Annotated in this window: 25 protein-coding genes; 3 read left to right on the top strand and 22 right to left on the bottom strand. The window is 53.5% G+C overall.

Translation table 11 applies throughout. The features are described 5' to 3' along the window. The first annotated feature begins 11 nt into the window (after positions 1–11). Positions 12–1448 carry a helicase HerA-like domain-containing protein gene (locus tag K0H79_RS13175; RefSeq protein ID WP_220076116.1) on the top strand — a complete coding sequence of 479 codons (1437 nt, stop codon included), beginning with the start codon at positions 12–14 and terminating at the stop codon, positions 1446–1448. Between the two features lie 77 nt (positions 1449–1525). After that, positions 1526–1942 carry a hypothetical protein gene (locus K0H79_RS13180; RefSeq protein WP_220076117.1) on the top strand — a complete coding sequence of 139 codons (417 nt, stop codon included), beginning with the start codon at positions 1526–1528 and terminating at the stop codon, positions 1940–1942. Positions 1943–2021: 79 nt separating this feature from the next. On the opposite strand, the gene K0H79_RS13185 is transcribed toward K0H79_RS13180, so the two are convergent. The 22 genes from K0H79_RS13185 to K0H79_RS13290 form a co-directional block, all read right to left on the bottom strand. After that, positions 2022–3185 (bottom strand): tRNA/rRNA methyltransferase, encoded by a 1164-nt coding sequence (locus K0H79_RS13185; RefSeq protein WP_258405389.1) that lies wholly within the window; start codon positions 3183–3185, stop codon positions 2022–2024. Positions 3186–3294: 109 nt separating this feature from the next. Next, a complete protein-coding gene (dinB, locus tag K0H79_RS13190; RefSeq protein ID WP_220076118.1) occupies positions 3295–4362 on the bottom strand; it encodes a DNA polymerase IV in 1068 nt (355 codons plus the stop codon). Positions 4363–4447: 85 nt separating this feature from the next. Then, positions 4448–6445, bottom strand: coding sequence for a methyl-accepting chemotaxis protein (locus K0H79_RS13195; protein ID WP_220076119.1), 1998 nt, complete (start codon positions 6443–6445; stop codon positions 4448–4450). A gap of 195 nt (positions 6446–6640) precedes the next feature. Continuing rightward, complete coding sequence (bfr, locus tag K0H79_RS13200) at positions 6641–7111, bottom strand: bacterioferritin (protein WP_220065219.1); 471 nt, start codon at positions 7109–7111, stop codon at positions 6641–6643. A gap of 11 nt (positions 7112–7122) precedes the next feature. Further along, the gene (gene bfr, locus K0H79_RS13205; RefSeq protein ID WP_011760639.1) at positions 7123–7593 is read right to left on the bottom strand and encodes a bacterioferritin; all 471 of its coding nucleotides are present in this window, start codon (positions 7591–7593) and stop codon (positions 7123–7125) included. Between the two features lie 147 nt (positions 7594–7740). Continuing rightward, entirely contained in the window at positions 7741–8700 is a 960-nt protein-coding gene (locus tag K0H79_RS13210; RefSeq protein ID WP_220076120.1) for a GGDEF domain-containing protein, read from the bottom strand. A 136-nt stretch (positions 8701–8836) separates the two neighbouring features. Next, positions 8837–9061 (bottom strand): (Na+)-NQR maturation NqrM, encoded by a 225-nt coding sequence (gene nqrM / locus K0H79_RS13215; protein WP_011760641.1) that lies wholly within the window; start codon positions 9059–9061, stop codon positions 8837–8839. Between the two features lie 3 nt (positions 9062–9064). Then, a complete protein-coding gene (locus tag K0H79_RS13220) occupies positions 9065–10090 on the bottom strand; it encodes an FAD:protein FMN transferase (protein ID WP_220076121.1) in 1026 nt (341 codons plus the stop codon). 75 nt (positions 10091–10165) lie between these two features. Continuing rightward, complete coding sequence (gene nqrF, locus K0H79_RS13225; protein WP_220076122.1) at positions 10166–11422, bottom strand: NADH:ubiquinone reductase (Na(+)-transporting) subunit F; 1257 nt, start codon at positions 11420–11422, stop codon at positions 10166–10168. Positions 11423–11471: 49 nt separating this feature from the next. Beyond that, positions 11472–12080: an NADH:ubiquinone reductase (Na(+)-transporting) subunit E gene (nqrE, locus tag K0H79_RS13230; protein WP_011760644.1), complete on the bottom strand. Its 609-nt coding sequence runs from the start codon at positions 12078–12080 to the stop codon at positions 11472–11474. A 5-nt stretch (positions 12081–12085) separates the two neighbouring features. Then, entirely contained in the window at positions 12086–12712 is a 627-nt protein-coding gene (locus K0H79_RS13235) for an NADH:ubiquinone reductase (Na(+)-transporting) subunit D (RefSeq protein ID WP_011760645.1), read from the bottom strand. Next, positions 12712–13509 (bottom strand): Na(+)-translocating NADH-quinone reductase subunit C, encoded by a 798-nt coding sequence (locus tag K0H79_RS13240; protein ID WP_220065223.1) that lies wholly within the window; start codon positions 13507–13509, stop codon positions 12712–12714. The genes K0H79_RS13235 and K0H79_RS13240 overlap by 1 nt, the downstream gene beginning before the upstream one ends. Beyond that, positions 13502–14701, bottom strand: a complete 1200-nt coding sequence (locus tag K0H79_RS13245) for an NADH:ubiquinone reductase (Na(+)-transporting) subunit B (RefSeq protein ID WP_220076123.1) — start codon at positions 14699–14701, stop codon at positions 13502–13504. The genes K0H79_RS13240 and K0H79_RS13245 overlap by 8 nt, the downstream gene beginning before the upstream one ends. Next, a complete protein-coding gene (locus K0H79_RS13250; protein ID WP_220065224.1) occupies positions 14701–16035 on the bottom strand; it encodes a Na(+)-translocating NADH-quinone reductase subunit A in 1335 nt (444 codons plus the stop codon). Before K0H79_RS13250 ends, K0H79_RS13245 begins: the two co-directional genes overlap by 1 nt. A 385-nt stretch (positions 16036–16420) precedes the next feature. Further along, a complete protein-coding gene (locus tag K0H79_RS13255; RefSeq protein ID WP_220076124.1) occupies positions 16421–18226 on the bottom strand; it encodes a hypothetical protein in 1806 nt (601 codons plus the stop codon). A 117-nt stretch (positions 18227–18343) separates the two neighbouring features. Further along, positions 18344–18853, bottom strand: a complete 510-nt coding sequence (gene luxS, locus K0H79_RS13260) for an S-ribosylhomocysteine lyase (RefSeq protein WP_220076125.1) — start codon at positions 18851–18853, stop codon at positions 18344–18346. An 85-nt stretch (positions 18854–18938) separates the two neighbouring features. Continuing rightward, positions 18939–20030: a TRAP transporter substrate-binding protein gene (locus K0H79_RS13265; RefSeq protein ID WP_220076126.1), complete on the bottom strand. Its 1092-nt coding sequence runs from the start codon at positions 20028–20030 to the stop codon at positions 18939–18941. A 33-nt stretch (positions 20031–20063) separates the two neighbouring features. After that, on the bottom strand, positions 20064–21425 hold the full coding sequence (locus tag K0H79_RS13270) for a TRAP transporter large permease subunit (RefSeq protein ID WP_220076127.1): 1362 nt from the start codon (positions 21423–21425) through the stop codon (positions 20064–20066). Beyond that, the gene (locus tag K0H79_RS13275) at positions 21425–21931 is read right to left on the bottom strand and encodes a TRAP transporter small permease subunit (protein WP_220076128.1); all 507 of its coding nucleotides are present in this window, start codon (positions 21929–21931) and stop codon (positions 21425–21427) included. The genes K0H79_RS13270 and K0H79_RS13275 overlap by 1 nt, the downstream gene beginning before the upstream one ends. 150 nt (positions 21932–22081) lie before the next feature. Further along, on the bottom strand, positions 22082–22381 hold the full coding sequence (locus tag K0H79_RS13280) for a BolA family transcriptional regulator (protein WP_220076129.1): 300 nt from the start codon (positions 22379–22381) through the stop codon (positions 22082–22084). A gap of 55 nt (positions 22382–22436) precedes the next feature. Further along, complete coding sequence (locus K0H79_RS13285) at positions 22437–22964, bottom strand: glycine cleavage system protein R (RefSeq protein WP_220076130.1); 528 nt, start codon at positions 22962–22964, stop codon at positions 22437–22439. A 117-nt stretch (positions 22965–23081) separates the two neighbouring features. Beyond that, positions 23082–23702, bottom strand: coding sequence for an alpha-ketoglutarate-dependent dioxygenase AlkB (locus K0H79_RS13290; protein ID WP_220076131.1), 621 nt, complete (start codon positions 23700–23702; stop codon positions 23082–23084). Between the two features lie 91 nt (positions 23703–23793). Between K0H79_RS13290 and K0H79_RS13295 the strand changes: the two genes are divergently transcribed. Beyond that, on the top strand, positions 23794–24945 hold the full coding sequence (locus K0H79_RS13295; protein ID WP_220076132.1) for a methyltransferase: 1152 nt from the start codon (positions 23794–23796) through the stop codon (positions 24943–24945). Positions 24946–25024 lie beyond the last annotated feature (79 nt).

Raw genomic sequence — 25024 nt, forward strand, 5'->3', positions numbered from 1 at the left:
GAGAGCAACAGATGAATTCCATTCTTCTCGGTGGCAATGGCAACACCCAGGTTGTTCTCAACGCGGCCATGGCAAACCGCCATGGCCTTATCACCGGGGCAACCGGGACCGGCAAGACCATCAGCCTGCAGCTGCTGGCGGAATCCTTTTCCGAGCTTGGCGTGCCTTGCTTTGTGGCAGACGTAAAAGGCGATCTCAGTGGCCTGGCTGCAGCAGGTAAAGACAACCCCAAAATTTCAGAACGCTGCAATCACATTGACATGGCCGTACCCAACTTTTCTGCCAAGCCAACGCTTTTTTGGGACATCTACGGCCAGCGAGGCCTTCAGGCCCGTACCACCATCAGTGAAATGGGGCCGCTGCTGCTTTCGAGCCTGCTGGAGCTGAACGATACCCAAACCGGTGTGCTCTATAGCTGCTTTGCCTTTGCCGACGATGAAGGCATGTTGCTGCTCGATCTCAAAGATTTGCGGGCGCTGCTTGGGTTTATGGCCAACAAAGGCAATAGTCTGTCGGGCAATTACGGCAATATCAGCACTGCCAGCATAGGCGCCATTCAAAGAAAACTGCTGGTACTGGACGAACAGGGAGCCGATGCCTTTTTTACCGAACCGGCGCTGGAGCTTGGCGACCTGATGCAAAACGATTTTTCCGGCAAGGGGGTTATCAGTCTGCTGGATGTGACACGGCTTATCCATCAGGCTCCCAAACTCTATGCCACCTTCCTGTTTTGGCTGCTCTCTGAGCTGTTTGAAAACCTGCCCGAGGTTGGCGATGCCGACAAACCCAAACTGGTGCTCTTTTTCGATGAGGCGCACCTGCTGTTTAATGATGCGCCCAAGGTACTGGTCGATAAAATTGAACAGGTGGTCCGGCTAATTCGCTCAAAGGGTGTGGGGGTGTTTTTTATCAGCCAAAGCCCCATGGATATTCCGCCGAATATTCTTGGCCAATTGGGCTGTCGAATTCAGCACGCTCTGAGGGCCTTTACCCCCAAAGATCAAAAAAGCATTCGGGCGGTCGCCGAGAACTTCAGACCCAACCCGAATTTTTCCACCGCCGAAGTGATAACGACCCTGGGCGTTGGTGAAGCCCTGGTATCTGTGCTGGATAACAAAGGTGCACCAACACAGGTAGAGCGGGTACTTATCTGCCCTCCTGCCTCCCGCATCGGCCCCATATCCGATGAAGAGCGTCTGGCACTGCTTGTACGCTCGCCGCTGAAAAACAAATATCAGGAAACCGTGGACAGGGAATCCGCCTTCGAAATCCTGTCACAGCGCGTTAATGCAGCCCAAACGTCATCCAAACCGAACGTGGCGAAAAAGCCATCCTCTCGGCAAAGCGATAACGCAGCCGAAGCCTTTTTCAAGAGTCTCGCCCGGGCCGTGGGCTCGAAGCTTGGGCAGAGTCTGGTGCGGGGAATATTGGGCTCACTCAAACGCTGAGGCTTAAGCCGCTTTTAAGCGAGGCACCCTAAGCTGCTGCGCTGTGGCATATGGCTTTACATTTTTGAGTATTTCCGATGTTTATTGGCTATCTGGTGGTCGCTGCCATCATGGTAAAAACCTCTTTGATGGGGCTTGGGGGAATGTCACTGGCCATTGCCTCCGTGGCGTATCTGCTAAACCGCCTCTGGATGCGCTCCCGCGCGCGGCCTTTCACGGGCAAACAGGTAAGCGGCCAGTCACAGACAAATCATCTGGGCAGCAAATTCGCCCAGCTATGTGTAACCGCAGTGCTGCTGCATCTGGCTGTGTATTTCGCCTTGGTGATAAAGCTGCTGATGATGGATGGACTGGAAGATATACCGGCATTTCTGCTCAGCCATCTGGTGCTGCATCATGTGCTGTGTGCCCTGATTGGCGGCATCATAGCCCTGATGACTATCAGGCTGTATCTCACCCGGCACGAATTGCCATCCTTGTCCCGAATCGATTGAGATAAAAGAATAAAAGCGCCCAGAGGCGCTTTTATCATAAGAGGTGAGTTGTGCGGGTAGCACGTGAGTTATGACTGACTCAGCCCTGCTGGCGATACCATTCACCCAATATCAGGCTGGCCGCCACACTCACGTTCAGCGACTCAACCAAACCGGTACCCGGAATTTGCACGCCAATATCGGCGCGGCTCGCCACCGCCTTGGACACACCGTCCATTTCCTCACCGAATACCACCACCACCTTGGCCGGCAGCTTACTGTGATATAGAGACTCACCACCGTGGCTGGAGGTTGTGATGATGCTGTAACCGGCATCACGGCACAACTGCAGCGCATCGGTCAGCCTGTCACAGCGAATGCCCTCCACATGCTCCATGCCCCCTTCCGCCGTGCGGGCGGCAGCACCGGACTGAAGTAATCCGGCTTCGGTCATCACTATGCCTGCCACGCCGAAATGGGCACAGCTGCGCATAATGGCGCCCAGATTGTGGGGATTACCCACGCCATCGAGGGCAAGTAAACAATCCCGCGATTTAGCGGTGTTGGCAGCCAAATAGGCCGCCATGTCCTGTACCGGTTTACGACGCACTACCATCACCACACCGCCGTGATGCTGACTGCCGGCAATTTTCTCCAGCTCATCGGCGTCAACTACATGGTATGCCTTGCGGTTTCTGGCGAGGTATTTCATCACATCGGCAAACTTGGGCGCAGTCTCCTCATCCAGATACAGCTTAATCACCTCATCGCTGCGCAGCTTGAAGGTTTCTCGGCAGGCATTAATGCCGTAAAGTCGGGTCTCGTTAAGGCGCTGATCCTTGCCATCGAAACCTGCATGGGCGCCGGACGTTCTGCCCACAGGCTCTCTGCGAGGAGCTTCTCGGCGCGTAGCTTCTCCGCGCATAGCTTCTCTGTGTTGATAAGAGTCGCGTCGTTCGGTCCGACCTGAACCTGGGTTGCGGTCAAAACGTCCCTTACCCGAGCTTCGGTCAGCGCCTTTTCTCTCGCGCGTTTCCTTGCCCTGAGCTTGCTCCACTGCGCTCCCCTTGTCGCCTTGAGTGCGCTCCTGTTGATTGCGGCCTTGATAGCGCTCGGCTCTGGCGGGTCGCATATCATCCTGCGCGTCGCTGCGCTTGCGCTCTGATGACGGCTTGCCGTGGGATTGCTTCTGCCAGGGAGAAGATGCGTTGGCCGATGGGGATTGACGCCTGGAAACGCGCTGTTGGGATTTGGGATTGTTCACGCTGTGCTCACTGTTAAACTCGCGGCCCACTGGCCACGAAACAGCGCTATTTTAGATGCCCAGGCGCTGACTCACAACCACAGGCACATCAAGAAAGTATTATTCATCGCTAAAGGCTTAACGCCAACTGGGCGCTGCTCTCCTGTTCTGACTCACTCTGGCACACGAGGCCCGCTGCAATTCCCACCAGGCGAATGCCCCTGCCCTCGGCACGCACAAAGGCCTGACTGAGCAGCGATTCGAATAATCTCACCGAGGGTTCTTCGGCGCGGCTTTCTATGGTCGTCTGACGAAAATCATCAAACTTGAGCTTTACCACCAGCTTGTGAATACGCCGCCCCGAAGCACTGCGGCCAAGACGACGATTAAGCTCCGGAATGAGTGATGAAAGCACATCCAGGCATGCCTCACGGGTGTGCAAGTCTTTGGGCAGTGTGGTCTCTACCCCCACGGACTTCCGCTCGCGATGGGAAACGATGGCCCGCTCATCCCGGCCATGTGCCCTTTCATACAAAACGGCACCGAATTTACCAAAGTGCTCTGTCAGCAGCGTCAGCGGCACCTGCTGTACATCGGCGCAGGTTTTAAGTCCCAGCACATTGAGCTTTTCTTCGGTGACTTTGCCGACACCGGGGATTTCACCCAAGGGTAAGGCTCTGACGAATTGCATCAGGGTATCGGGCGACACCACATACTGGCCATTGGGCTTATTGAGATCCGAAGCAACCTTAGCAACAAACTTGATAGGACTCACGCCCGCCGAGGCCGTCAGGCCGGTTTCTTTGAATATGTCACTGCGAATCACCTCGGCAATACGGGTGGCCGAGCCCTGATACAAGCTGCAGTCACTCACATCCAGATAAGCTTCATCCAGCGACAGAGGTTCAATCAGGGACGTATAACGACTGAAGATTTCGCGTATTTGTTGCGAAACAGCCTTGTATACCTCCATCCGGCCGGGAACCAGGAGCAGGTTGGGGCACAGTTTAAGGGCATAGGCCGAAGCCATGGCAGAGCGTACACCAAAGGCGCGGGCTTCATAGTTACAGGTGCTGATGACGCCTCGCCGGTCGCTGCTGCCGCCTACCGCCAGTGGTTTGCCGCGGTACTGTGGAAAATCGCGCATCTCGACGGCTGCAAAGTAGCAGTCCATATCGATATGAATGATTTTTCGCATAGGTAAGCCCCGACATCACTGTATATAAAAACAGTATCAGAATTACAGGCAATAAAAAAGCGCCCTGAGGCGCTTTTTACCCGGTTTACACCCGGAACTGCGAGATATTGCCGGACAGTGCGTGGGTGAGCTGCTCAAATGCCTTGAGGCTGCCCGCCAATTCCTGACTGGCAGAATGGGAGTCATCGGACAGTCCGCGCACATTTTCCACGTTCTGCGCCACCTCATCGGCCACCACCGCCTGCTGGCCGATGGCCACGGTAATTTCGGTGGTTTGCTGCAATATGGCGCCAATGGCATCGGTGATCTTGCCAAGTGAATCCTGCACCTGACTGGTAAGCAATTGCCCGCGCTTGGCGTCATTCACGCCTGCCTCCATCACGGACTCAGCCTCCATGGCACTCTGTTGCAAGCGCTGGATGATGCCCTGAATGTTGGCGGTAGAATCCTGAGTACGGGACGCCAGGGTGCGCACCTCATCGGCCACCACGGCAAAACCCCGTCCCTGCTCTCCGGCCCTGGCGGCTTCAATGGCGGCGTTGAGCGCCAGCAGGTTGGTTTGCTCGGCAATGTTACGGATAACGCTGAGTACTTCACCAATTTTTTCTGAGCTGCCCCTGAGCTCTTTTATCACTGCCGCAGCTTCTATCACCCTGGATGAGAGGGTTTCTATGCCAGTGGTAGCCTCAGCGACTATTTGTTTGCCGTCATCGGCCTGTGTCTGGGCAGTTTCGGCAAAGTCAGCCGTCCGCTGCGCACTGGCAGCCATTTCCTGACTGGTGTGAGCCATTTCGATAGCGGCGGCCGCTACCGAGTCGATTTGTGCCTTTTGCCTGGAAACGGCGCCAACGGCCACATCACAAATTTTACGGGCTTCAACAATGCCGTCATCCACGTCACGGGTCAGGTCGCGGGTCTGGCGCAGCATTTGTTGCACCTTGGCTGCAAACCGGTTGAAGGCATCCGCCATCAGTCCCAGCTCGTCTTCCCGCTGAATGTCGATACGGCGGGACAAATCACCCTCACCGCTGGCCATGTTGTCCATGGCACCGAGCAGCGACTTGAGCTGCCTGCGAAGCGGGAGTAGCAACAGCCAAACGGTCACGCCCACCAGGAGGATGATACCCAGGGACATCAGGCAGGCATTCCAGAATGCATCGCGCACCGGCGCCTCAATCACCTCATGGGGAAGCATAAAGGCCAGGTGCCATTTTTGTTTGGGGTAGTCCCCCGCCACTTCAACGAAGGCCACGCGCTGGGGATTCCCCTGATAGACCACATCGGTAAATCCACTGGATTGGCGCTGCATCAGCTGGCCAAGGGCAGTGAAACCTTCGCTGCCATTATTGTCGACCTTTTGAATGGCTGAGCCAGGTGGAAAGCTCTCGTTAAATCCGGGGAAGTACACCAGCTTGCCATCGCCAGTCATCAGAAACGCCTGGCCAGAACCCTGATATTTAATGGGTGCCAGCAGCGACTTGCCAATGGTATCGATAAGAATGTCCATGCCGCCAATACCCAACAACTGGCCGTTGGCACCATAAACCGGCGTTTTTACCGTTGCCGAGATAGAGCCATCATTGGCATCGACAGCCGGGTCGCCCACAAACAGACCGCCCTTGTCCAGAGCTTCCTGCCACCAGGGACGCTTGTTGGTGTAGTAATTGGGGTCGCCATCGTAACGGCCATTGAGGTCGAAATATTCAAAGGTATTGGCAGAGCCAAAGAATACCGACTTGATATCGGCATCCTTGTCGGAAAAATATCTGAAGTACTGCACTATGCGCTGATATTGGGCATCGCTGGCAAGATTGCTGCCCCTGGCCTTGTAATGGGTAAACCAATCCACCAGGCCGGGCTCGGCAAACACCGCATGGATGATCTGGCCCTTGGCAACGAAGTAGCCACGAATGTCGCGGCTTTTTTGCTCCATCAGCGCATTGATGTCGCCATCAATGGTGGCGCGGGTGGATTGACTGGCATCACGCACCAAAAAGGTTGCGACCAGCGCCAGCAATATCGCCAGCGCGCCAACCAGCGTCAGTACAAGCTGTAGGCTCAAAGAACGTTTGATATGTCCCATCGGATTACCCTTTCGCAGTTATTGTTGTTGGGCGAAATAAGCCCACCAATCTAGCAACAATAGCCGCAGGATAACAGTGAAATTAGAGTAAATTTAGGCAAATAGCTCCGTACAGCGGGGCGTCTTTAACATAAAAACGCCGGCGTACTTGCCGGCGTTTTTCATGGAGGTGAAGCAGAAAGTAAACAAATAGCTTCAGGACATTTTGGACTGGAGGTAATTGGGCAAACCGACGCGGTCTATCAAACCCAGTTGTTTTTCCAGCCAGTACAGGTGGTCGTCTTCGGTCTCTTCCAACAGCTGCTGCAACAGCTCACGGGTGACATAATCCCCTTTGGTTTCACACAGGGCAATAACCCGTCGCAGGTTGTCGGCCACCTTGTATTCATACGCCAGATCGCTCTTTAACATGGCTTCCACATCTTTGCCTATGTTGAGCTTTTCCCTGCTGGCGACATCCGGCGTGCCCTCCAGAAACAGGATACGGGACACCAATTTGGCCGCATGCTCGCGCTCGTCGTCTGATTCATGGGCGATGCGCTCGTAAAGCTCATTCAGTCCCCAATCCTCATACATTCTGGCATGCACAAAATACTGATCCATGGCCGATAATTCACCGGTTAGCAAACCATTCAGCGCATCTATAACTTCCTGATGACCTTTCATTTTGCTCTCCTTCAATCGTCCATTTGCGACTGCAAGTAATTTTGAATGCCGGTGAGGCGAATAAGCTCAAACTGGGACTCGAGCCAGTCGAGATGCTCTTCCTCGTCTTCAAGGATGTCCTCGAGGATGTCGCGGCTTACATAGTCCTGCAGTTTTTCGCATTCGGCGATGGCAGCACGCAGCAGAGGCAACTGCTCTTCCAGCATGCTCTTGTCGCAGCCGAGCATTTCTTCTGAATGTTCACCGATCCGCAGCTTGCCCAATGCCTGAAGGTTGGGCAATCCCTCGAGGAAAAGCACCCGCTCAATCAGTTTGTCGGCATGCTTCATGTCTTCGATGGATTTTTTGTAATCCTTGCTGTTGAGCTTTTCCAGCCCCCAGTTTTTGAACATCCGGGCATGGAGAAAATACTGATTGATTGCAGTAAGCTCGGCAGTCAATACCTTGTTGAGGTGGCTTACCACACTGGCATGGCCTTTCATAAGCAAACGTCCTTGGTTGGATGAAAATTGATCTACATCAATTTCACCCTAGTACAGCCGGGATAAATAATCAACTTTTCCTTTAATATCAACAACATTTAAAGGTTAATTATTCTTATTGCGTTTATGCTTATCAACGAGCGGGGATTAAAACAACTCTATATCGTCATCGATTTGTGTCGGCAGTAAATCGCCATGATTAAAGAGGTCATGATAAAACGCCCATCTGTTGCGGCCATTGTCTTTGGCAAAATAGAGAGCTTTGTCGGCTTTCATCATAACGGACATGGGGTTATCTTCGAGAGTCAGTGACGTTATCCCGATAGAAAGCGTGACCGGGCCGGTTTTTTCGTGCTGGATTTTACCGACGTCCGCCATCAGCTTACGGCAGATGTACTCGACTTCATGCTGAGATTTGTTGTCCAGCAGCACCACAAACTCATCACCCCCGAAGCGAAATAAGGCATCTTCGTCACTAAAGCAGTCATTCATCGCCCGGCTAATCCGAAGCAGGACTTCGTCCCCGTATAGGTGGCCAAGGGTATCGTTTATCTTCTTGAAGAAGTCGATGTCAAAGGTCAGCATCCAAAAATAGGGTGCCCTGCGGGTCTCTGTCCGAATGTGGCTGAAAAGATGAAACAGGCGTGCGTCGTAGGCCTTTCGGTTAAGCAGGCCTGTTAAGCCATCGGTCTGGCTGTCGAGTACGACCCGGGCAAAGTTTTCGTAAATACGGGCGAATGCCTGCAGCATCATCAGGTTGGCATTATTCAAGTCGAGGTCGTAAACCAGAAGCACCTTAACCACGGCATCATTCATTTTTACCGGCAGCGCCACCTTACAACGCTCATCCTGATCGCAAATTGCGTTTTTACCGGTTTCTATGCATCGTTGCACACAGGGTGGTGGATTATCCAGTGCCAGCACGAAATCGGTTGAGGTGAGGAATTTTGGAAAATGAGGCAAATCGCCCACATTGATAACCGCAACCTGCTTTACCCCCAGTGTTTGCTCAATGGTTTCAATCAAACAGGTGGCAAGTGACTGCAACTGACGCTGCTCGGTAATAGAAGCAACAGAATTCAGTATATGTTCGGGTGCAGAACTCATAATACTTTCCCCCGTTTGGTGCTGAATGACCGAACCATGCCAGTATAGCCAGCATAGGTGTTTATTCGGGGAAATAAAACCGAGGCGGAAAACAATAAAGGCTCCCATGGGAGCCTTTATTTGATGCTGTCCTGCGTTAAAGGATCCTGTCCTTGGTCAGCTTTTCCTTGCGAGCCTCTTCGGCAGCCATTTTAGCTTTGCGCTTGTCGCAGGGATCATCACAGTCACAGGCTTTATCGATACCCAAGGCACCGAGGCCCCCGCAACTACCGGCAACGGCCTTTTTCTTGATGATATAACCAATTGACATCAAAAGGAAAAACACCATAAGCACCGCAAAAGCTGCGATAAAGGTACTCATACATCACTCCTGAGTGGACTTAACGAAGGGCAAAAATGCGTCGCTGTAGTGTACCACAAACTCTTCGCCCTGTTTTTCAATCAGCATTATCGCCAGTCCCTGCTGTTTGGCAAGTTCCAATGACGCTTCAGTGCCCAGCACCATCATGGCCGTCGCAAGGCCGTCGGCAGTCATACAGCTTGGGTGCAGCACGGTGACAGATGCCAAGGTGTGCTCGATGGGATAACCGGTTCTTGGGTCTATCAAATGCGAGAAGCGTTTGCCATTTTCTTCGAAGTAGTTGCGATAATCGCCCGAGGTAGCCATACCCATATTGCCGGGCTCTATTACCTGAGACACTGCGCGGCCTTCAGCCTGGGGCTTTTCAACAGCTATACGCCAGCTGCTGCCATCCCCCTTGGTGCCCTTGATGCGCAGTTCGCCACCAATTTCTACCAGATAGCCGCTGGTGTGATACTTATCCAGCAAATCGGCAATTACATCCACGCCATACCCCTTGGCGATGGATGACAAATCTACATAGAGGTGAGCATTGCGCTTATAGAGGCGGTTACCGTCAATGCTGATATTCTGAATACCGGTGCGTGCTTTGGCAGCTTCAATCTCTTCTTCGGTTGGAGACTTGATAGGACGCTTATCCGGTCCAAATCCCCAAATATTAACCAGAGGCCCAAGGGTAATATCCAGCGCACCATCGGTGACGTCATACAGACGCATACCTTCGCGAACCACCTTAATAGTGTCGTCCGACACTTCCACACCCTGCTCCAATGGCAACTGATTGAAGCGACTGAGTTCAGAGGTGGGTCGGTACGTGGACATCTGGTCGTTCACCCGCTCCAATGCCAGGTCAATTTCGGCCTGCAGCAGTTGGCTTTGGGGTAAGGCGTCACTGGGGACTACCTTGATGTGATACGTGGTGCCCATGGTGCCGCCAGACAGGCTCACCACCTCGGGTGCTTTAGAACAAGCTGAAATAAAAAAGGCCAGTCCGACAAGGACCAGCCAGTTTGATAAGGTCTTTTTCATTGGGACCTGCAATTCTCGATTCTTTACAGACACTGTTAAAAAACTTGGCCCCCGGAGCACCGGGGGCCAACACCATTATCCGCCGAAGTCATCCAACAGGATGTTTTCGTCTTCAACACCGAGGTCTTTGAGCATGGCAATTACTGCCGCGTTCATCATTGGAGGTCCACACATGTAGAACTCACAATCCTCTGGGGCTTCATGGTCTTTCAGATAGTTTTCGTACAGTACGTTGTGAATGAAACCTGTGTAGCCATTCCAGTTATCCTCTGGCTGAGGATCAGACAGAGCAACGTGCCACACAAAGTTATCATTCTCGGCCGCCAGACCGTCGAAATCTTCTACATAGAACATTTCGCGCTTGGAACGGGCACCGTACCAGAAGCTCATCTTACGCTTGCTCTTCAGACGCTTGAGTTGGTCGAAGATGTGCGAGCGCATTGGAGCCATACCGGCACCGCCACCGATAAAGACCATCTCAGCGTTAGTGTCCTTGGCAAAGAATTCACCAAATGGACCGGAAATGGTCACCTTGTCACCGGCCTTCAGGCTCCAGATGTAAGAAGACATCTTACCGCATGGCAGACTCAGGTTACGTGGAGGAGGCGTCGCAATACGCACGTTCAGCATGATGATGCCAAACTCTTCAGGGTAGTTGGCCATGGAGTAAGCACGAATAGTCGGCTCATCAACCTTGGACTCCAGCTTGAAGAAACCGAAGTGTTCCCAGTCGCCACGATATTTCTCAGGTACGTCGAAATCGGCGTACTTAACGTGGTGAGCAGGGGCTTCAATCTGGATGTAACCACCGGCACGGAAAGGTACAGACTCACCATCAGGGATGGCCAGCTTGAGTTCCTTGATGAAGGTTGCCTTGTTATCGTTGGAGATAACAGTACAGTCCCACTTCTTGATACCGAAGATTTCTTCTTCCAGCTCAATTTCCATGTCGGTTTTTACGTTAACCTGACACGCCAGACGACAACCTTTTTTGGCTTCGCCCTTGGAGATGTGGTCCAGTTCAGTTGGCAGAATGTCGCCACCACCAGACCTCACATGCACACGGCACTGACCACAAGAGCCACCACCACCACAGGCTGATGATACGAAGATACCGCTGTTTGCCAATGCACCGAGCAGCTTGCCGCCAGCTGCAGTTTTGATGGCTTTTTCGGGATCGTGGTTGATACCAATAGTGATGTCACCGCTGGAAACCAGCTTGGATTTGGCGAACAAAATCACCAGCACCAACACCAGTACGATGGCGGTAAACATACTCACACCGAGGTAAACCTCGAGTGGAGTAGATTTAAAAATACCAAGAATATCCATTAATTTATCCTTAGAAGACCTTTACTTAACAGCCTTCTTGAGGTGCCCCTTACAGGGACACACCAGAGAACGACATGAATCCCAGCGCCATCAGGCCAGCGGTAATAAAGGTGATACCAAGACCACGCAGACCGTCAGGCACATCGGCGTACTTCATCTTCTCACGGATACCCGCCAGCAATACGATGGCCAGTGCCCAACCAATGCCCGAGCCTACACCATAAACCAGCGACTCAGGCAGGTTATAGTCACGCTCAACCATAAAGGACACAGCACCGAAGATTGCACAGTTAACGGTGATCAGTGGCAGGAAGATACCCAGCGCGTTGTACAACGGTGGGAAGTACTTATCCAACGCCATCTCGAGGATCTGAACCAGAGCAGCAATAACACCGATGAAGGTGATGAACTTCAGGAAGCTGAGATCTGCCTCTGGAACACCGGCCCATGCCAGTGCGCCAGGCGCCAGAATGCCCTGATAGATGATTTGGTTAGCGGGTACAGAAATCGCCAGTACCACGATAACGGCAACGCCCAGGCCCATGGCAGTTTTTACCTTCTTGGACACGGCCAGGAAGGTACACATGCCGAGGAAGAAGGACAGGGCCATGTTTTCAATGAAAACAGAGCGGATTAACAGACTGATATAATGTTCCATTGACCTTATCCTTTTGCTTCAACTTGCTCAGGCTTGTAGGTGCGGATGATCCAAATCAGAACACCGATCAGGAAGAACGCACTTGGCGGCAGCAGGAGCAGACCGTTGGGCTGATACCAGCCACCGTCAGAGATCTTGGACAGGATCTCTACGCCGAACAGCGAACCGTTACCGAACAGTTCACGAACGAAGCCTACAGACAGCAGGATGGCGCCATAACCCAGACCGTTACCGATACCATCCATAAAGCTCATCATTGGAGGCGTCTTCATGGCGTAGGCTTCGGCGCGGCCCATCACGATACAGTTGGTGATGATAAGGCCCACGAATACTGACAGCTGCTTGGCCACGTCATAGGCGTAAGCTTGCAGGATTTGATCAACCACGATTACCAGCGAGGCGATAATCGCCATTTGCACGATAATACGTACACTGCTTGGAATGTGATTACGGATCATGGAGATGAACAGGTTCGAGAACGCAGTCACTGCGGTCAACGCCAGGGTCATCACCAGTGCAGTCTCCAGCTTGCTGGTTACTGCCAGCGCACTACAAACACCGAGGATCTGCAGCGCAATCGGGTTGTTATTGATAATAGGTCCGGTCAGAACCTTTTTCAGTTCGTTGGCCATTAGCTCAGCCCTCCGTTGCGTGCTTTTTCAATGAAACTCGCAAAGCCTTCTTTACCCAGCCAGAATGTCAGCGAGTGCTGAACACCGTTACTGGTCAGAGTCGCACCGGACAGGGCGTCAACGCCATGTACAGACGCAGCTACTGCTGGGTTTTTGGTTACGCTGATTGCCAGCTTACCCTGCTCGTCGAACAGTTTTTTGCCGTGCCACAGCGCTTTCCACTTTGGATTCTGTACTTCGCCACCCAGACCAGGAGTTTCACCTGAACCGGTAAAGTCGTAGTAAACCAGACCCTGAATGGTGTTCAGATCCGGCTCCAGAGCCAGGAAGGCGAACATGGTAGACCACAGACCATAACCTTTCACAGGCAGGATCACAGTCTTGAGCGCACCGGCATCATCGCGCACCAGGTACACGACAGCCTGATCAGGCACACGCTTGATAGAAGCAATATCGTGCTCTGGCTTGGAAGAGGTTTTTGGATCGCGGGCAGCTTTTTCCTGGTCAAAGGTATTGCCATCCACGCCATCAACAAACTCACCGGTCTTCAGGTTCACCACGCGGGCTTCAACATACTTGTTATAGGTTGCCAGAATGTCAGCCTTGGTCACGTTAGCGGCCTTGGTATCCATCAGACTGGCGGCTTCCAGAATGTACTTTTGCTTATCCAGCAGCTTGTTTTCCTGCTGGGTTGGGCGCAGCAACACGGCCGCAGTCGATACGAAGATCGAGCACACCAGACACAGGCCAACAACGATAAACAGCGTTCTTCCGAACGAATCTTTATTCTTAGCCACGGGCAATCCTCCGCTTGATATTTGCCTGTACCACGAAATGGTCGAACAGTGGCGCAAACAGGTTGGCAAACAGGATGGCCAACATCATACCTTCAGGGAACGCAGGGTTGATCACACGAATGAACACCGCCATGGCACCGATCAGGATACCGTAGGCCCACTTGGCCTGGTTGGTGAAAGAGGCAGACACAGGGTCGGTTGCCATGAACATCATACCGAAGGCAAAGCCACCCAGTACCAGGTGCCAGTACCAAGGCATGGCGAACATGTGGTTGGTGTCAGAGCCAATCAGGTTCAGCAGCATGGAAACGGCAATCATACCCACCAGTACACCACCCACGATGCGCCAGGAAGCGATGCGGGTATAGATGATGACCAAACCACCCAGCAAAATTGCCAGAGTCGATACTTCACCTACAGAACCTGGAATAAAGCCGAAGAAGGCATTCCACCAGTCCTGGTTCAGGCTGTAATCCAGGGCACCGGTAGCAGCCTGGCTCAGGTGCGTTGCACCGGAGAAACCATCAGCCACAACCCAGCTGGTGTCACCGGACATGTTCAGCGGATAGGCAAAGAACAGGAAGGCACGACCGGCCAGCGCAGGGTTTAAGAAGTTACGTCCGGTACCACCGAACACTTCTTTGGCAACCACCACACCGAAGGTGATACCCAGGGCAACCATCCACAATGGGATAGTAGCGGGCAGGGTCAGAGCGAACAGGATAGAAGTGACGAAGAAGCCTTCGTTAACTTCGTGGCCGCGCACCATGGCGAACAGCACTTCCCAGATACCACCCACCGCGAAAGTCACGGCATAGATAGGCAGGAAGAAACAGGCACCGTACCACATCAGGGTGGCCCAACCGGCATCGGCTGTCATTTCAGTACCGAGAATACCGAACAGACTAACCTGCCATACATCTGGAGTCGCGAAGCCAGCAGCCAGCGCCAGCTGAGCCTGCAGACCTACGTTGTACATACCAACAAACATCGCCGGGAAGGCACAGGCCCACACGGTGATCATCATACGCTTGAGGTCGAGGTTATCGCGAACGTGGGTCTTGCCCTTGTTCACCAGACCTGGCGTATAGAAAATAGTGGCGGCCGCTTCATACAGGGCATACCACTTCTCGTATTTACCGCCTTTTTCAAATTGCGGTTCAATACGCTCAAGAAAATCTTTCAAGCTCATCAGCCTTCCCTCTCAACCGTATCCAGGCAGCCGCGCAGATAGGAACCGTAGTCATACTTGCCAGGGCATACAAAGGTACACAGTGCCAAATCTTCTTCATCCAGCTCCAGTGCACCTAGGGCAACAGAGCCATCAACATCACCGGATACCAGGTCGCGCAACAGCATGGTTGGCAGAATATCCAGTGGCATCACACGCTCGTAGTTGCCGATTGGCACCATGGCACGGTCAGAGCCGCCAGTACTGGTGGTCATGTTGAACAAACGACTTGGGGACAGGTGACCCAGGAAGGCACGGGTGATGGAGAATTTGTTCGAGCCTGGCAAAATCCAGCCAATAAACTCTTTCTCTGTATCTTCTTCCAGCAGGCTAACCTGCAGGTGGTAGCGACCCAGATAGGCATGAGGACCAGTAGCGGTGCGGCCGTTCAGAACAGAACCAGACACCTTGCGCACTTTGCCTTCAGCCACTTCACCGGCTGTGAGGGTTTCAATGCTGGCACCCAGCAGAGTACGCACCAGACGAGGCTTAACGGCTTTTGGACCGGCAACCGCGATCACGCGATTGTTGTTCAGCTCACCGGTGGTAAACAGTTGGCCGATGGCAATCACATCCTGATAGCCAACATGCCACACGGTACGCTTGGCAGACGCAGGCAGAATGAAGTGGATATGGGTTCCTGGCAGGCCAGCAGGGTGTACACCACCAAACTCATGCACTTCGGCATTAGCGGCTGGGATATCGGCACCTGGCGCCTTACACAGATAAACCTTGCCCTCAGTCAGTTTTGCCAGCACCTTAAGGCCATTGGCAAAATCGTCTTTATGCTCGGCAATCACCAGAGCGGGATTGGCGGCATGGGGGTTGGTATCGATGGCGGTAACGAAAATACCGGCAGGAGACGCATCCACTGCAGGCACCTTGCTGAAAGGACGGGTACGCAGGGCGGTCCACATACCTGATTCAATCAGGTTGTTTCTTACTTGCTCGGCACTCAAGCTGTCCAGTTGGGCGGCATCGAACTTATCAAAAGCAACGGCATCGTTACCTTCGATTTCGATCACCACAGACTGAAGCACACGCTTGGCACCCCGGTTGATTTCAGTAACAGTACCACTGGCCAAAGCCGTATATTTAACGCCAGGATTCTTTTTGTCTTCAAAAATCACCTGACCCTTGGCTACCTTGTCGCCTACCTTGATTCTCATGGTAGGACGCATGCCAATATACTCTTCACCCAATGTAGCTACGTGTTTAATGGCTGGGCCATCATGGATAACTTGCTCTGGACCACCCGCAATGGGCAAATCCAATCCTTTCTTAATTGTAATCATATCCACATGCACTACGTTTGAAGGAAAGACAAAGCGCCGCGTTCCTGCGGGGCACCCGGTTTTAAACAACACCGTTCGCGTTGAGCTGGCGCAGATTTATCACAGAAATGCGATCGCAATCACGCTGGTCGCGCGCATTTTACCCCAAACGCCCTGCCATCGCCACGAAAATTATAAGTGATTTCAAACTTCCCGAGCGCCTGATTGCAGTGAATTTCAAGGTTTTCCTGCCAGCTTTTTCATCGCCGTGACAGATTTAAAAAAATGTCGCAACCATAAAATTATCTAATTGATAAATATCAATTTAAAACCATAAAAACCAAATGAGCCTGCTTAGTTTACCAGCAGGCTCATAAACAATTTGAGAGACAATAAGGTCTACAGTTCAACCGTGCCAGCGATATCCTAGACTGACTAAAACTTCACCGGATATTGGACCAAAGTCGGTGGGTGTTGACAGCGGCTCGGCGGACACATTATCCCCTCTGAGATACACCTGATGGGCCCCACTTTGCCAACTGAGACTGACATCGATTCGGCGCTGGTTTTCATCAACAAATTCACTGTCACGGCCAATCACTGAGAGTGACCACTCACCTGCTGCTAACCCCATCGCCAGGGTCACTTGCCGCTGTGGCTGCCAGGGAACCCGGTCACCATCCTGCCAACACAGCGAGTACTGTTCAAGGCAGGCGCTTGACGCAAAACTGGCACGATTCTCCTCCAGTTGGATAGACAGGGGCATCTTTACCATGCCGAATTGCCCTGACCACTGCAGCCCCAGACTCAGCCCCTCAGCATCCACCTCGCCGGCATTGAGTTGAGACACGCCGCGAACCGTTTCGCAATCAGAAAGCTCTGTGCAATCAAAATGTAAGTTATCAAATGCCTGATACCAAAGCTCACCCTGGAGCATCAAGTCGCCCAAAGGCCAACGCGCCGTTAAACGCAGGTGATCTGCGCTTTGGGATAAGGCCTGAAGATTACCGGGTGATGGCGGGGCAAAGCGATGCTCTCCCCTCAGCACAACGCTGTCGTTGGCAAACCACAGGCCAACACCGTACTGCCAGTCGTCAACCCTGAAGTCAGTGCCCGCTTCGCCGCTATCCCTTGTCAAATCGGCGCGGCGCCACAATCCATCCACTTCGATATCGACCCAATCAAAGCCCAGGCGGCCACGAACACCGAGATCCAGCACACTGGCGCTGTCTTCTATGTGCTTGTCTGCCAGCAAATACTCTGCCCCTTCCCTTTGATAAGCGAGACGGTAGCCTATTGAATGGGCGCCAAATCTGTCCAGACTCTCACTGACAATGCCATAGGTATGATAGTCACTGTCACCAAGTTTACCGCTGTACTCATCGTTCGGGATAATCGGCGGCGTTGGCGTCATCGTCATATCGGCCAGAAAGCTGTGAAACCCGGTTTCCTGATAAAACAGCCGGGTGTCGGTACGACGGCTTTCGCCGGTTTGAACGCTGTGACTGAGCTGCAAACGCTGTCTGTCACTCTGCTGTATCCAGTTGCTTCCGGGCAGGGTTGAAGTCGCATCTTTATAAAGCCAGGAGAGCTCGGTACGCTGTTTTTTTCTGGCGCCGGGTAAACTGGAGGCCCCAAGGCCAACAAAGACTTCGGTATCCTTGGTCTGAACCCACCAGTCATCGCCTTCTTCACGTCTCAGGTGGCTGCCGGCAAAGCTCATATCGAGGGCATCATTGCGGGAGGCAAACGCCGCCCTGAGGCCGCCGGTTTTATCATCCCGCGCTTCAAGGCCTATGGAATTTCCACTGGTGCCTATCGACGGAACCAAGTAATCACCGCCGCTTTGATTGCCGCAGTCAAGTAAAGCCCACTCAGAGTACGAGGCACAATTTTCCATGGCCTCAATACCAAAACGGCCGGCATCCAGCCACACACCCGGAGCAACATAGGGGGCTGCCGCAAGAGAAGTGCCCATCAGGTCTGGGATGGCACCGTGACTGTCGGCATGGAGAAAGCGACTTTCGCCAAACATATCGCCCCGGCCAACCATCAGGCCGGACGGATAGAGAGGCAGTGCTGACGGGGTATTTAACCCGAGTCGCTCAATAAAGAAAGGACTGGTATCAGACGTTGTAACTTCACTCGCCCAACCTAGAGAACTTGTAACGCCCATCAATAGGCAGCCTACAAGCACAGGGGTTTGTTTCATCCATTCATCCCGGAATTACCACCTTGGGTGGTCTATTTGTAATTTTTTTGTGACATGGATGATTTTAGACGAAAAAAAAGCGGCTGGCGCCGCTTTTTTGACGTTCTGTCAGAGAAATTAGAGTTTGTGCAAAATTTCGTCTGACAGTTTAAGTTCGTCGTTGCGGTTCACACTGACCCCGGCTGCGATCACGGCTTTGGCAATGTCTTGCGCCTGGGACAGTGAGTGCATCTCATAGGTGCCGCACTGATACTCGTTGAGCTCGGGTATGGCCTTTTGATCAACCACATTCAGCACATCTTCCATCGCGGCCAGCCAGGCGTCCGCCACACGCTTTTCTGCCGGTTCGCCAATCAGGCTCATGTAGAAGCCGGTACGGCAGCCCATGGGAGAGATATCGATAATTTCGACACCATCACCATTGAGATGATCACGCATAAATCCAGCAAACAGGTGCTCGAGAGTGTGGATGCCACGCTCACTGAGAATGTCTTTGTTGGGGGCACAAAAACGCAGGTCAAACACGGTAATGGTGTCACCTTTTGGGGTGCTCATGGTCTTGGCCACGCGCACGGCCGGGGCGTTCATGCGGGTATGATCAACGGTAAAACTGTCCAATAATGGCATGGTGCTCTCCAGCCCCTTCTGTTGGGGCACAATTGGGTGGTGCAAAGTGACGCAAGCATAGCATCAAAGCAGGGCCTGCCAAAACTCATTCCCGTAAACGGGTGTAGGCGTCTTCCGAAATCAGGTGGTATTTCCTGACGCCGGCCTCGTACTCACGGTAGGCATCGTTCACTTTTTTCATCATAGGGTCCTGGCTCGACTGCTCAGAGATTACCTCCGCCGATACGCTTCTGAGCTGCGCCATCACCTCCTCGGGAAATTGTTTGAGCACCACACCATGTTCTTTCACCAGCGAATCCAGTGCCCCCACGTTGCGGGCGGTGTATTCATCCAGCATATCCTGATTGGTCGCCTTGGCGGCAATCTTCACTATGGCCTGTAAGTCCTTGGGCAATTTCTCGAAAGCGGCTTTGTTAATCATAAATTCGAGCGTGGTACCCGGTTCATGCCAGCCAGGATAGTAGTAATACTTGGCCACCTTATGCAGCCCAAAGGCCAAATCGTTGTATGGTCCCACCCATTCGGTGGCATCAATGGCGCCGGTCTGCATGGCGGTATAGAGCTCACGCCCCGGGAGAGTAACAGGCACCCCTTCCAGGCGTTTCAGCACTTCGCCGCCCAGGCCAGGCAGGCGCATTTTAAGCCCTTTAAGGTCATCAATGGTGTTGATTTCCTTATTAAACCATCCGCCCATCTGTACGCCGCTGTTGCCCCCCGGCAAAGGCAGAATACCGAAAGGAGCATACACCTCTTCCCACAGCTCCAGTCCGCCGCCATAGGTCAGCCAACCGTTCATCTCCTGGGCATTGAGCCCAAAGGGTATGGAGGTGAAAAACTGCGCCGCCGGCGCCTTGCCTTTCCAGTAATAAGACGCGCTGTGGGCCATCTGTACGGAGCCCTGACTGACCGCATCAAACACTTCCAGTGCCGGCATCAACTCCCCTGCCCCATACACCTTGATTTTAAGACGTCCGGCCGACATTTCATCCACCATCACCGCAAAGTGTTCCGGCGCTGTACCAAGGCCGGGGAAATTCTTGGGCCAGGAGGTGGCGAGCTTCCATTCTATCGGCTTGGCGCTGGCAACCGGCGCGGCCTCAGCGGCTTGCTTGTCGCCATTGCAGCCGGACAGCAGACTCGCGGCCATCAAAAGGCAAATTGCTATTCTTGTTTGCATTTTCCTTACTCCTTTAAACAGGCCTGAACATCATCAGCCATACAAAACCGACGGCAGCCAAGTGGCAAGTGCCGGCCAAATCCCAAGTAGTATCAACATCAGTAACTGCAGGATGACGAAAGGGATCACACCACGATAAATTTGTCCGCTCGAAACACTGTCACCACTCACGCCCCGTAAATAGAAGAGGGCAAAACCAAAGGGCGGGGTTAAGAAGGACGTTTGCAGGTTGAGGGCAATCATGATCCCAAGCCACACTGGGTCCAGCCCCATGGCTAGCAAAATGGGCGCAACCAGAGGCACCACCACAAAGGTGATTTCGATAAAGTCGAGGATAAAACCGAGGACGAAGATAACCGTCATTACCAGCAACATGGCACCCACCACACCACCTGGCATATTGGCAAACAGGTTATGTATCAGCTCTTCCCCGCCAAGCCCCCTGAAGACCAGCGAAAACACAGAGGCACCAATCAATATCAAAAACACCATGGAGGTGATTTTGACCGTGCTTTGCATCACTTCCTTCAACGCCAGCATGCTCATTTGCCGCTTGAGCAGCGCAATCACCAGCGCACCTGCTGCCCCCACAGATGCCGCCTCAGTTGGGGTGGCAATACCGGCCAGAATGGAGCCGAGAACCAGAAAAATCAGCAGCAGCGGCGGCAGTAAGGCTGAAATCACCCTGGCAAGCGACGTAGGCTCAGCTTCCTGCACAAGAGCAGTGCCAAAATCCGCCGGAGAGCGCCATAAGCGAAACAGGGTGTAGAGCATATACAGGCTGACCAACATCAAGCCGGGAATAAGAGCTCCGGCGAAGAGATCGCCCACGGACACAGACTTGGGATTGAAAATACCCATCTTCAGCTGAGCCTGCTGATAGGCATTGGACAAGACGTCACCCAGCAGCACCAAGGCGATGGAAGGGGGTATGATTTGCCCAAGGGTGCCGGTGGCACAGATGGCACCGGCGCTGAATTCGGGGCTGTAACCGCGCTTAAGCAAGGTTGGCAGCGACATCAGCCCCATGGTGACCACAGTGGCGCCGACAATGCCGGTGCTGGCCGCAAGCAGCACGCCCACAAAAAATACGCTGAAAATCAGGCCGCCTCGAAAACGCCCCAAGAGTTCGCCCATGGTGGTGAGCAACTGTTCGGCAATCCGGGATTTTTCCAGTACAACGCCCATAAACACAAACAGCGGCACCGCCATCAAAATTTGATTATTCAGAATGCCGAAGATGCGATTGGGCAGCAGGCCAAAAAGCCCCATATCGAAGGCGCCGAAAAAGCTGGCGGCCAGGGCAAACAAAAAGGCCACGCCGCCCAGGGTGAGTGCCACCGGGTAGCCCAGCATCAATACCAGACAAATGATAAGAAACAGCAGCAGCGCCATCAGCAGGACTCCCTGCCAAAGAGCGCCTTGCCATGACGGTAAAGCTCACACAGTCCCTGCAATATCAAACTGGCACATAGCCCCAGCAGCAGTGATTTTTGCAGGTAAACCCAGGGCAGACCGCCAGCCTCTGCAGAGCTTTCATGAATACGCCAGGCATTCATCACATAATCAAAGCTGTACAGGCCTATGGCGAGAGACAGGGGAAACAGAAACAGCAGGCAACCAACGAAATCCATCCAATGACGGGTACGCTCACTGCACTGGCGATAAAACACGTCTACCCGCACATGGGCATCGCGTTTCAGGGTAAATCCCGCCGCCAGGGTAAACACGGCGCCATGAAGATAAAGCGCCGTTTCCTGCAGCGCCGTGGCACCGGTTGAAAAAGCATAGCGGAGCACCACCACGGCGAGGGTCATCAGCACCATGGCAAGGGTAAACCAACCCACCAGCCTACCGACGGCCTCGGTTGTCCCCTCAAAAAATCCAATCAGTTTTCCCATAATTTAGCTGTAGTTATGTCGTTATTGTTATCGATGCAACCTATTGATAACAGAAAACCCACAGCGAGGAAACCGCCAAGGTCCATGGCAGAGGGTGAAAACCAAAACACCCGCCGGGGGCGGGTGTTTTAATGGTGCACAATAACCAGGTCAGCCACGGCACTTGGGCGATGCAGGTACCGCATCCATACCCTGCCACTCGTCGGGCGTATAGGTAAACATCGACAGGGCGTGAACCCCGTTGGCCAGCTCCTGCGCAAGCGCCGCATTCACGGCGCGGTGGCGGCCAATCAGACGCTGCCCCTCAAAGCTGTCACTGGCGATGACGACCTTGAAATGAGTTTCAGAGCCCTTGGGCACATTGTGCATGTAACTTTCGTTAATCACTTCAAGATGGGTGGGGGCAAAAGCTTCATTCAGCTTTGCGGAAATAATATCGGCAACAGACATAACAGTGTTCCGGTAATGGCAATTGGCGGCAGATTAGCGCCGCCCCGGTCAAAGATCAAACTCTGTGTGCCGCAAAGGCCGATTCCCGAAAATGGACCCTGGCGTTGGGCTCCACCGCTTCCAGCGCCGAGGTCAGTGTCCCAATGTCCATCTCAGGCGGCAATGCCACTGATAAGCAGGCGTTAAACAGAGTGCGCCCAAGGCTTGTGACCTGCACCCTGTGGCTTTCCATATGGGAGACAGACACACCAAGATTGGCCAGAACGTCATTCACATCCCGGGTCAATCCGGGTCTGTCATTGCAGTCGAGTTCCACCTGTATCTGCTGCACAGGCCCGTCCACCGCAGCCACTGGTGCATAAACAAATCCCAGGGCAGGGAATTCCCGCGCCAGATTGTCTCTCAACGCGGCCTCTTTATCGTCGTCGATGCTGACTTTCATCATGGCGGCAAACTGACCATCCAGCATGATGAGCTTGCTGGAAAGCCATTCAGCCCCCAGCTCGCGACTGACCTTGGCCAGAGACTGGAGCACATCCGGACCGAGTGGCCCAACGACGGTGGCAATAAACTGAATTTTCATGGACTCGACTCCCTAAACACGACTGGGTGATGTCTCACTCTACTTGGGGCTGACGCCCGGGTCTGTGGTTAAGTGCACAGTTCAAACCAGGCCCCGCATAATCAGCAACTGTGAAAATCAGCGACCGTGAAAATAGGGCTTGAGGTTTCTGAAGGTGAAGCTTATCCGCGGTGGCAGCGACTTTTGGCTGCGTGGGATGCCGTGCTCCCAGGTGGACTGCATAGGGGGATGCATCAGCAGCAGATCGCCACTTTGTAAGACCACCCGGTAACGAAGACCATCCACACGACGGCGCATCACCAGGGGGCGTGAAGCACCCAGGCTGACAATGGCGATAACAGATTCCTCCACCAGCTCGGGTTCATCGTCTGCATGAAATCCCATGGCGTCTTGGCCGCCGCGATAATGATTAACGAGGCAACCATTGAAGGCGGCCCCACTATGCGCTTCCAGCGCCTGCTTGAGCCGCAATAAATAATGTGGCCAGGGCGTTGGAGAGATGAGTAAGGAAGAGTAGCGGTAGCTGCAGCCTTCATCGGCAAACCACACCTGCTGCCGGGGTATGGGGTGCCACTTGCCATAAACTTTAATCATGGGCGACTCGAAGGGGTAATCGGCGGCCTCGGCCATCAACAGTGCCTGTTGCCGGTGGCTCAGAAAGGCAGGTACATGGCTGACAGGCGGCTCTGACTTTGCCCCCTTGGCACCCGCCAATGCGAATTCAAGCTGATTGGTCACATCTGCCCCTATGCTTGAGGTAACAGGAAGAGTCGCACGCGGCGCGACAATTTGCGATAATCGCGCCCCCACTGATGAGATACTCTGACATATGACGACCCGATTTTCAGCATTCCTTTCCGGTAACCCGTGTGAGCTGGGCCTGCACAGGTATCCCGCCACCAGCGATCCCAATCTGCAAGCCTGGGACGCCGCCGACGAACACCTGCTGAAATACCTGGAAGAGTCCAACACCGGCTTGGCAGCCAAGTTTCTGGTGATCAATGACAGCTTTGGTGCCCTGACCTGCGCCCTTGCCGCCGCCAGGCCCGATGCCGATATCGTCTTTGCTGCCGATGGCCGTACCACGCATTTGGGCTGCCAGGCTAATCTGGCTGCCAACGGGCTCGCAAACGCCAATGTCACTTACCAAGACTGCATCGATCTGGGCCGCTTCGCCCAAGGCAGGCAGATACTGATGAAACTGCCCAAGAATCTCAACTTCCTGACCGATACCTTAAACCAGCTGAGCCACACCCTGAAAGCCGGGGATGTGATCCTGATGGGGGCAAAAGCCAAGCACATTAATCAATCGCTGCTGGCCCTGATTGCCAAGGCAGTGGGCCCGGCAACCGCCAGCCTCACCTGGAAGAAGACCCGCGTCATCACCATCATCGCCGATGGCAATCCGCGGCCAGCCAGCAAGCCCAGTATATGGGACGTGCCAGAGCACGGCTTAAAGGTGAGCAATCTCAGTAACGTGTTCGCGGCCAGCAAACTGGACATTGGTGCCCGCTTGATGATGGCGAATCTGCCAGCGGGAGATTTCAACTCGATTATCGACCTTGGCTGCGGCAATGGCGTGCTGGGCCTCAAGGCCGCCCAGCTTTATCCGGATGCCAGGCTCTACCTGGTGGATGAATCGGCCATGGCGGTGGAAAGTGCCCGCCAGAACTGGGCTTTAAATAATCTGGATGCCGGCCGGGCTGAATTTATCTGGGATGATTGTTTAAGCCACCTGCCCCATGAGGTGCAGGCGGATTTGGTACTCTGCAACCCGCCGTTCCATCAGGGGGAAGCCATTACCGACCATATCGCCTGGCAGATGTTCAACGATGCCAAACGAGCGTTGAAGCCGGGGGGATTGCTGCATATTGTTGGCAACCGCCACCTTGGTTATCACATCAAACTCAAGCGCTTATTTGGCAACTGTAAAACCGTGGCCAGCAACGGCAAATTTGTGATTTTGCAGGCGGTAAAATAACGCCGGCCTGTGCTGATAACGATTTGTGGTGACATCGCAAAAACGCCCCTGTTATGGGGCGTTTTCGTTATCGGATGAC

Origin of the sequence: Shewanella sp. FJAT-52076 (assembly GCF_019457455.1) — a bacterium.
GTDB classification, from domain to species: Bacteria; Pseudomonadota; Gammaproteobacteria; order Enterobacterales; family Shewanellaceae; genus Shewanella; species Shewanella zhangzhouensis.

Excerpts from the sequence above, each read along its gene's own strand:
- K0H79_RS13175 (WP_220076116.1), top strand. The coding sequence starts at position 12 with ATGAATTCCATTCTTCTCGGTGGCAATGGCAACACCCAGGTTGTTCTC.
- K0H79_RS13180 (WP_220076117.1), top strand. The coding sequence starts at position 1,526 with ATGTTTATTGGCTATCTGGTGGTCGCTGCCATCATGGTAAAAACCTCT.
- dinB (WP_220076118.1), bottom strand. The coding sequence starts at position 4,362 with ATGCGAAAAATCATTCATATCGATATGGACTGCTACTTTGCAGCCGTC.
- K0H79_RS13195 (WP_220076119.1), bottom strand. The coding sequence starts at position 6,445 with ATGGGACATATCAAACGTTCTTTGAGCCTACAGCTTGTACTGACGCTG.
- bfr (WP_220065219.1), bottom strand. The coding sequence starts at position 7,111 with ATGAAAGGTCATCAGGAAGTTATAGATGCGCTGAATGGTTTGCTAACC.
- bfr (WP_011760639.1), bottom strand. The coding sequence starts at position 7,593 with ATGAAAGGCCATGCCAGTGTGGTAAGCCACCTCAACAAGGTATTGACT.
- K0H79_RS13210 (WP_220076120.1), bottom strand. The coding sequence starts at position 8,700 with ATGAGTTCTGCACCCGAACATATACTGAATTCTGTTGCTTCTATTACC.
- nqrM (WP_011760641.1), bottom strand. The coding sequence starts at position 9,061 with ATGAGTACCTTTATCGCAGCTTTTGCGGTGCTTATGGTGTTTTTCCTT.
- K0H79_RS13220 (WP_220076121.1), bottom strand. The coding sequence starts at position 10,090 with ATGAAAAAGACCTTATCAAACTGGCTGGTCCTTGTCGGACTGGCCTTT.
- nqrF (WP_220076122.1), bottom strand. The coding sequence starts at position 11,422 with ATGGATATTCTTGGTATTTTTAAATCTACTCCACTCGAGGTTTACCTC.
- nqrE (WP_011760644.1), bottom strand. The coding sequence starts at position 12,080 with ATGGAACATTATATCAGTCTGTTAATCCGCTCTGTTTTCATTGAAAAC.
- K0H79_RS13235 (WP_011760645.1), bottom strand. The coding sequence starts at position 12,712 with ATGGCCAACGAACTGAAAAAGGTTCTGACCGGACCTATTATCAATAAC.
- K0H79_RS13245 (WP_220076123.1), bottom strand. The coding sequence starts at position 14,701 with ATGAGCTTGAAAGATTTTCTTGAGCGTATTGAACCGCAATTTGAAAAA.
- K0H79_RS13250 (WP_220065224.1), bottom strand. The coding sequence starts at position 16,035 with ATGATTACAATTAAGAAAGGATTGGATTTGCCCATTGCGGGTGGTCCA.
- K0H79_RS13255 (WP_220076124.1), bottom strand. The coding sequence starts at position 18,226 with ATGAAACAAACCCCTGTGCTTGTAGGCTGCCTATTGATGGGCGTTACA.
- luxS (WP_220076125.1), bottom strand. The coding sequence starts at position 18,853 with ATGCCATTATTGGACAGTTTTACCGTTGATCATACCCGCATGAACGCC.
- K0H79_RS13265 (WP_220076126.1), bottom strand. The coding sequence starts at position 20,030 with ATGCAAACAAGAATAGCAATTTGCCTTTTGATGGCCGCGAGTCTGCTG.
- K0H79_RS13270 (WP_220076127.1), bottom strand. The coding sequence starts at position 21,425 with ATGGCGCTGCTGCTGTTTCTTATCATTTGTCTGGTATTGATGCTGGGC.
- K0H79_RS13275 (WP_220076128.1), bottom strand. The coding sequence starts at position 21,931 with ATGGGAAAACTGATTGGATTTTTTGAGGGGACAACCGAGGCCGTCGGT.
- K0H79_RS13280 (WP_220076129.1), bottom strand. The coding sequence starts at position 22,381 with ATGTCTGTTGCCGATATTATTTCCGCAAAGCTGAATGAAGCTTTTGCC.
- K0H79_RS13285 (WP_220076130.1), bottom strand. The coding sequence starts at position 22,964 with ATGAAAATTCAGTTTATTGCCACCGTCGTTGGGCCACTCGGTCCGGAT.
- K0H79_RS13295 (WP_220076132.1), top strand. The coding sequence starts at position 23,794 with ATGACGACCCGATTTTCAGCATTCCTTTCCGGTAACCCGTGTGAGCTG.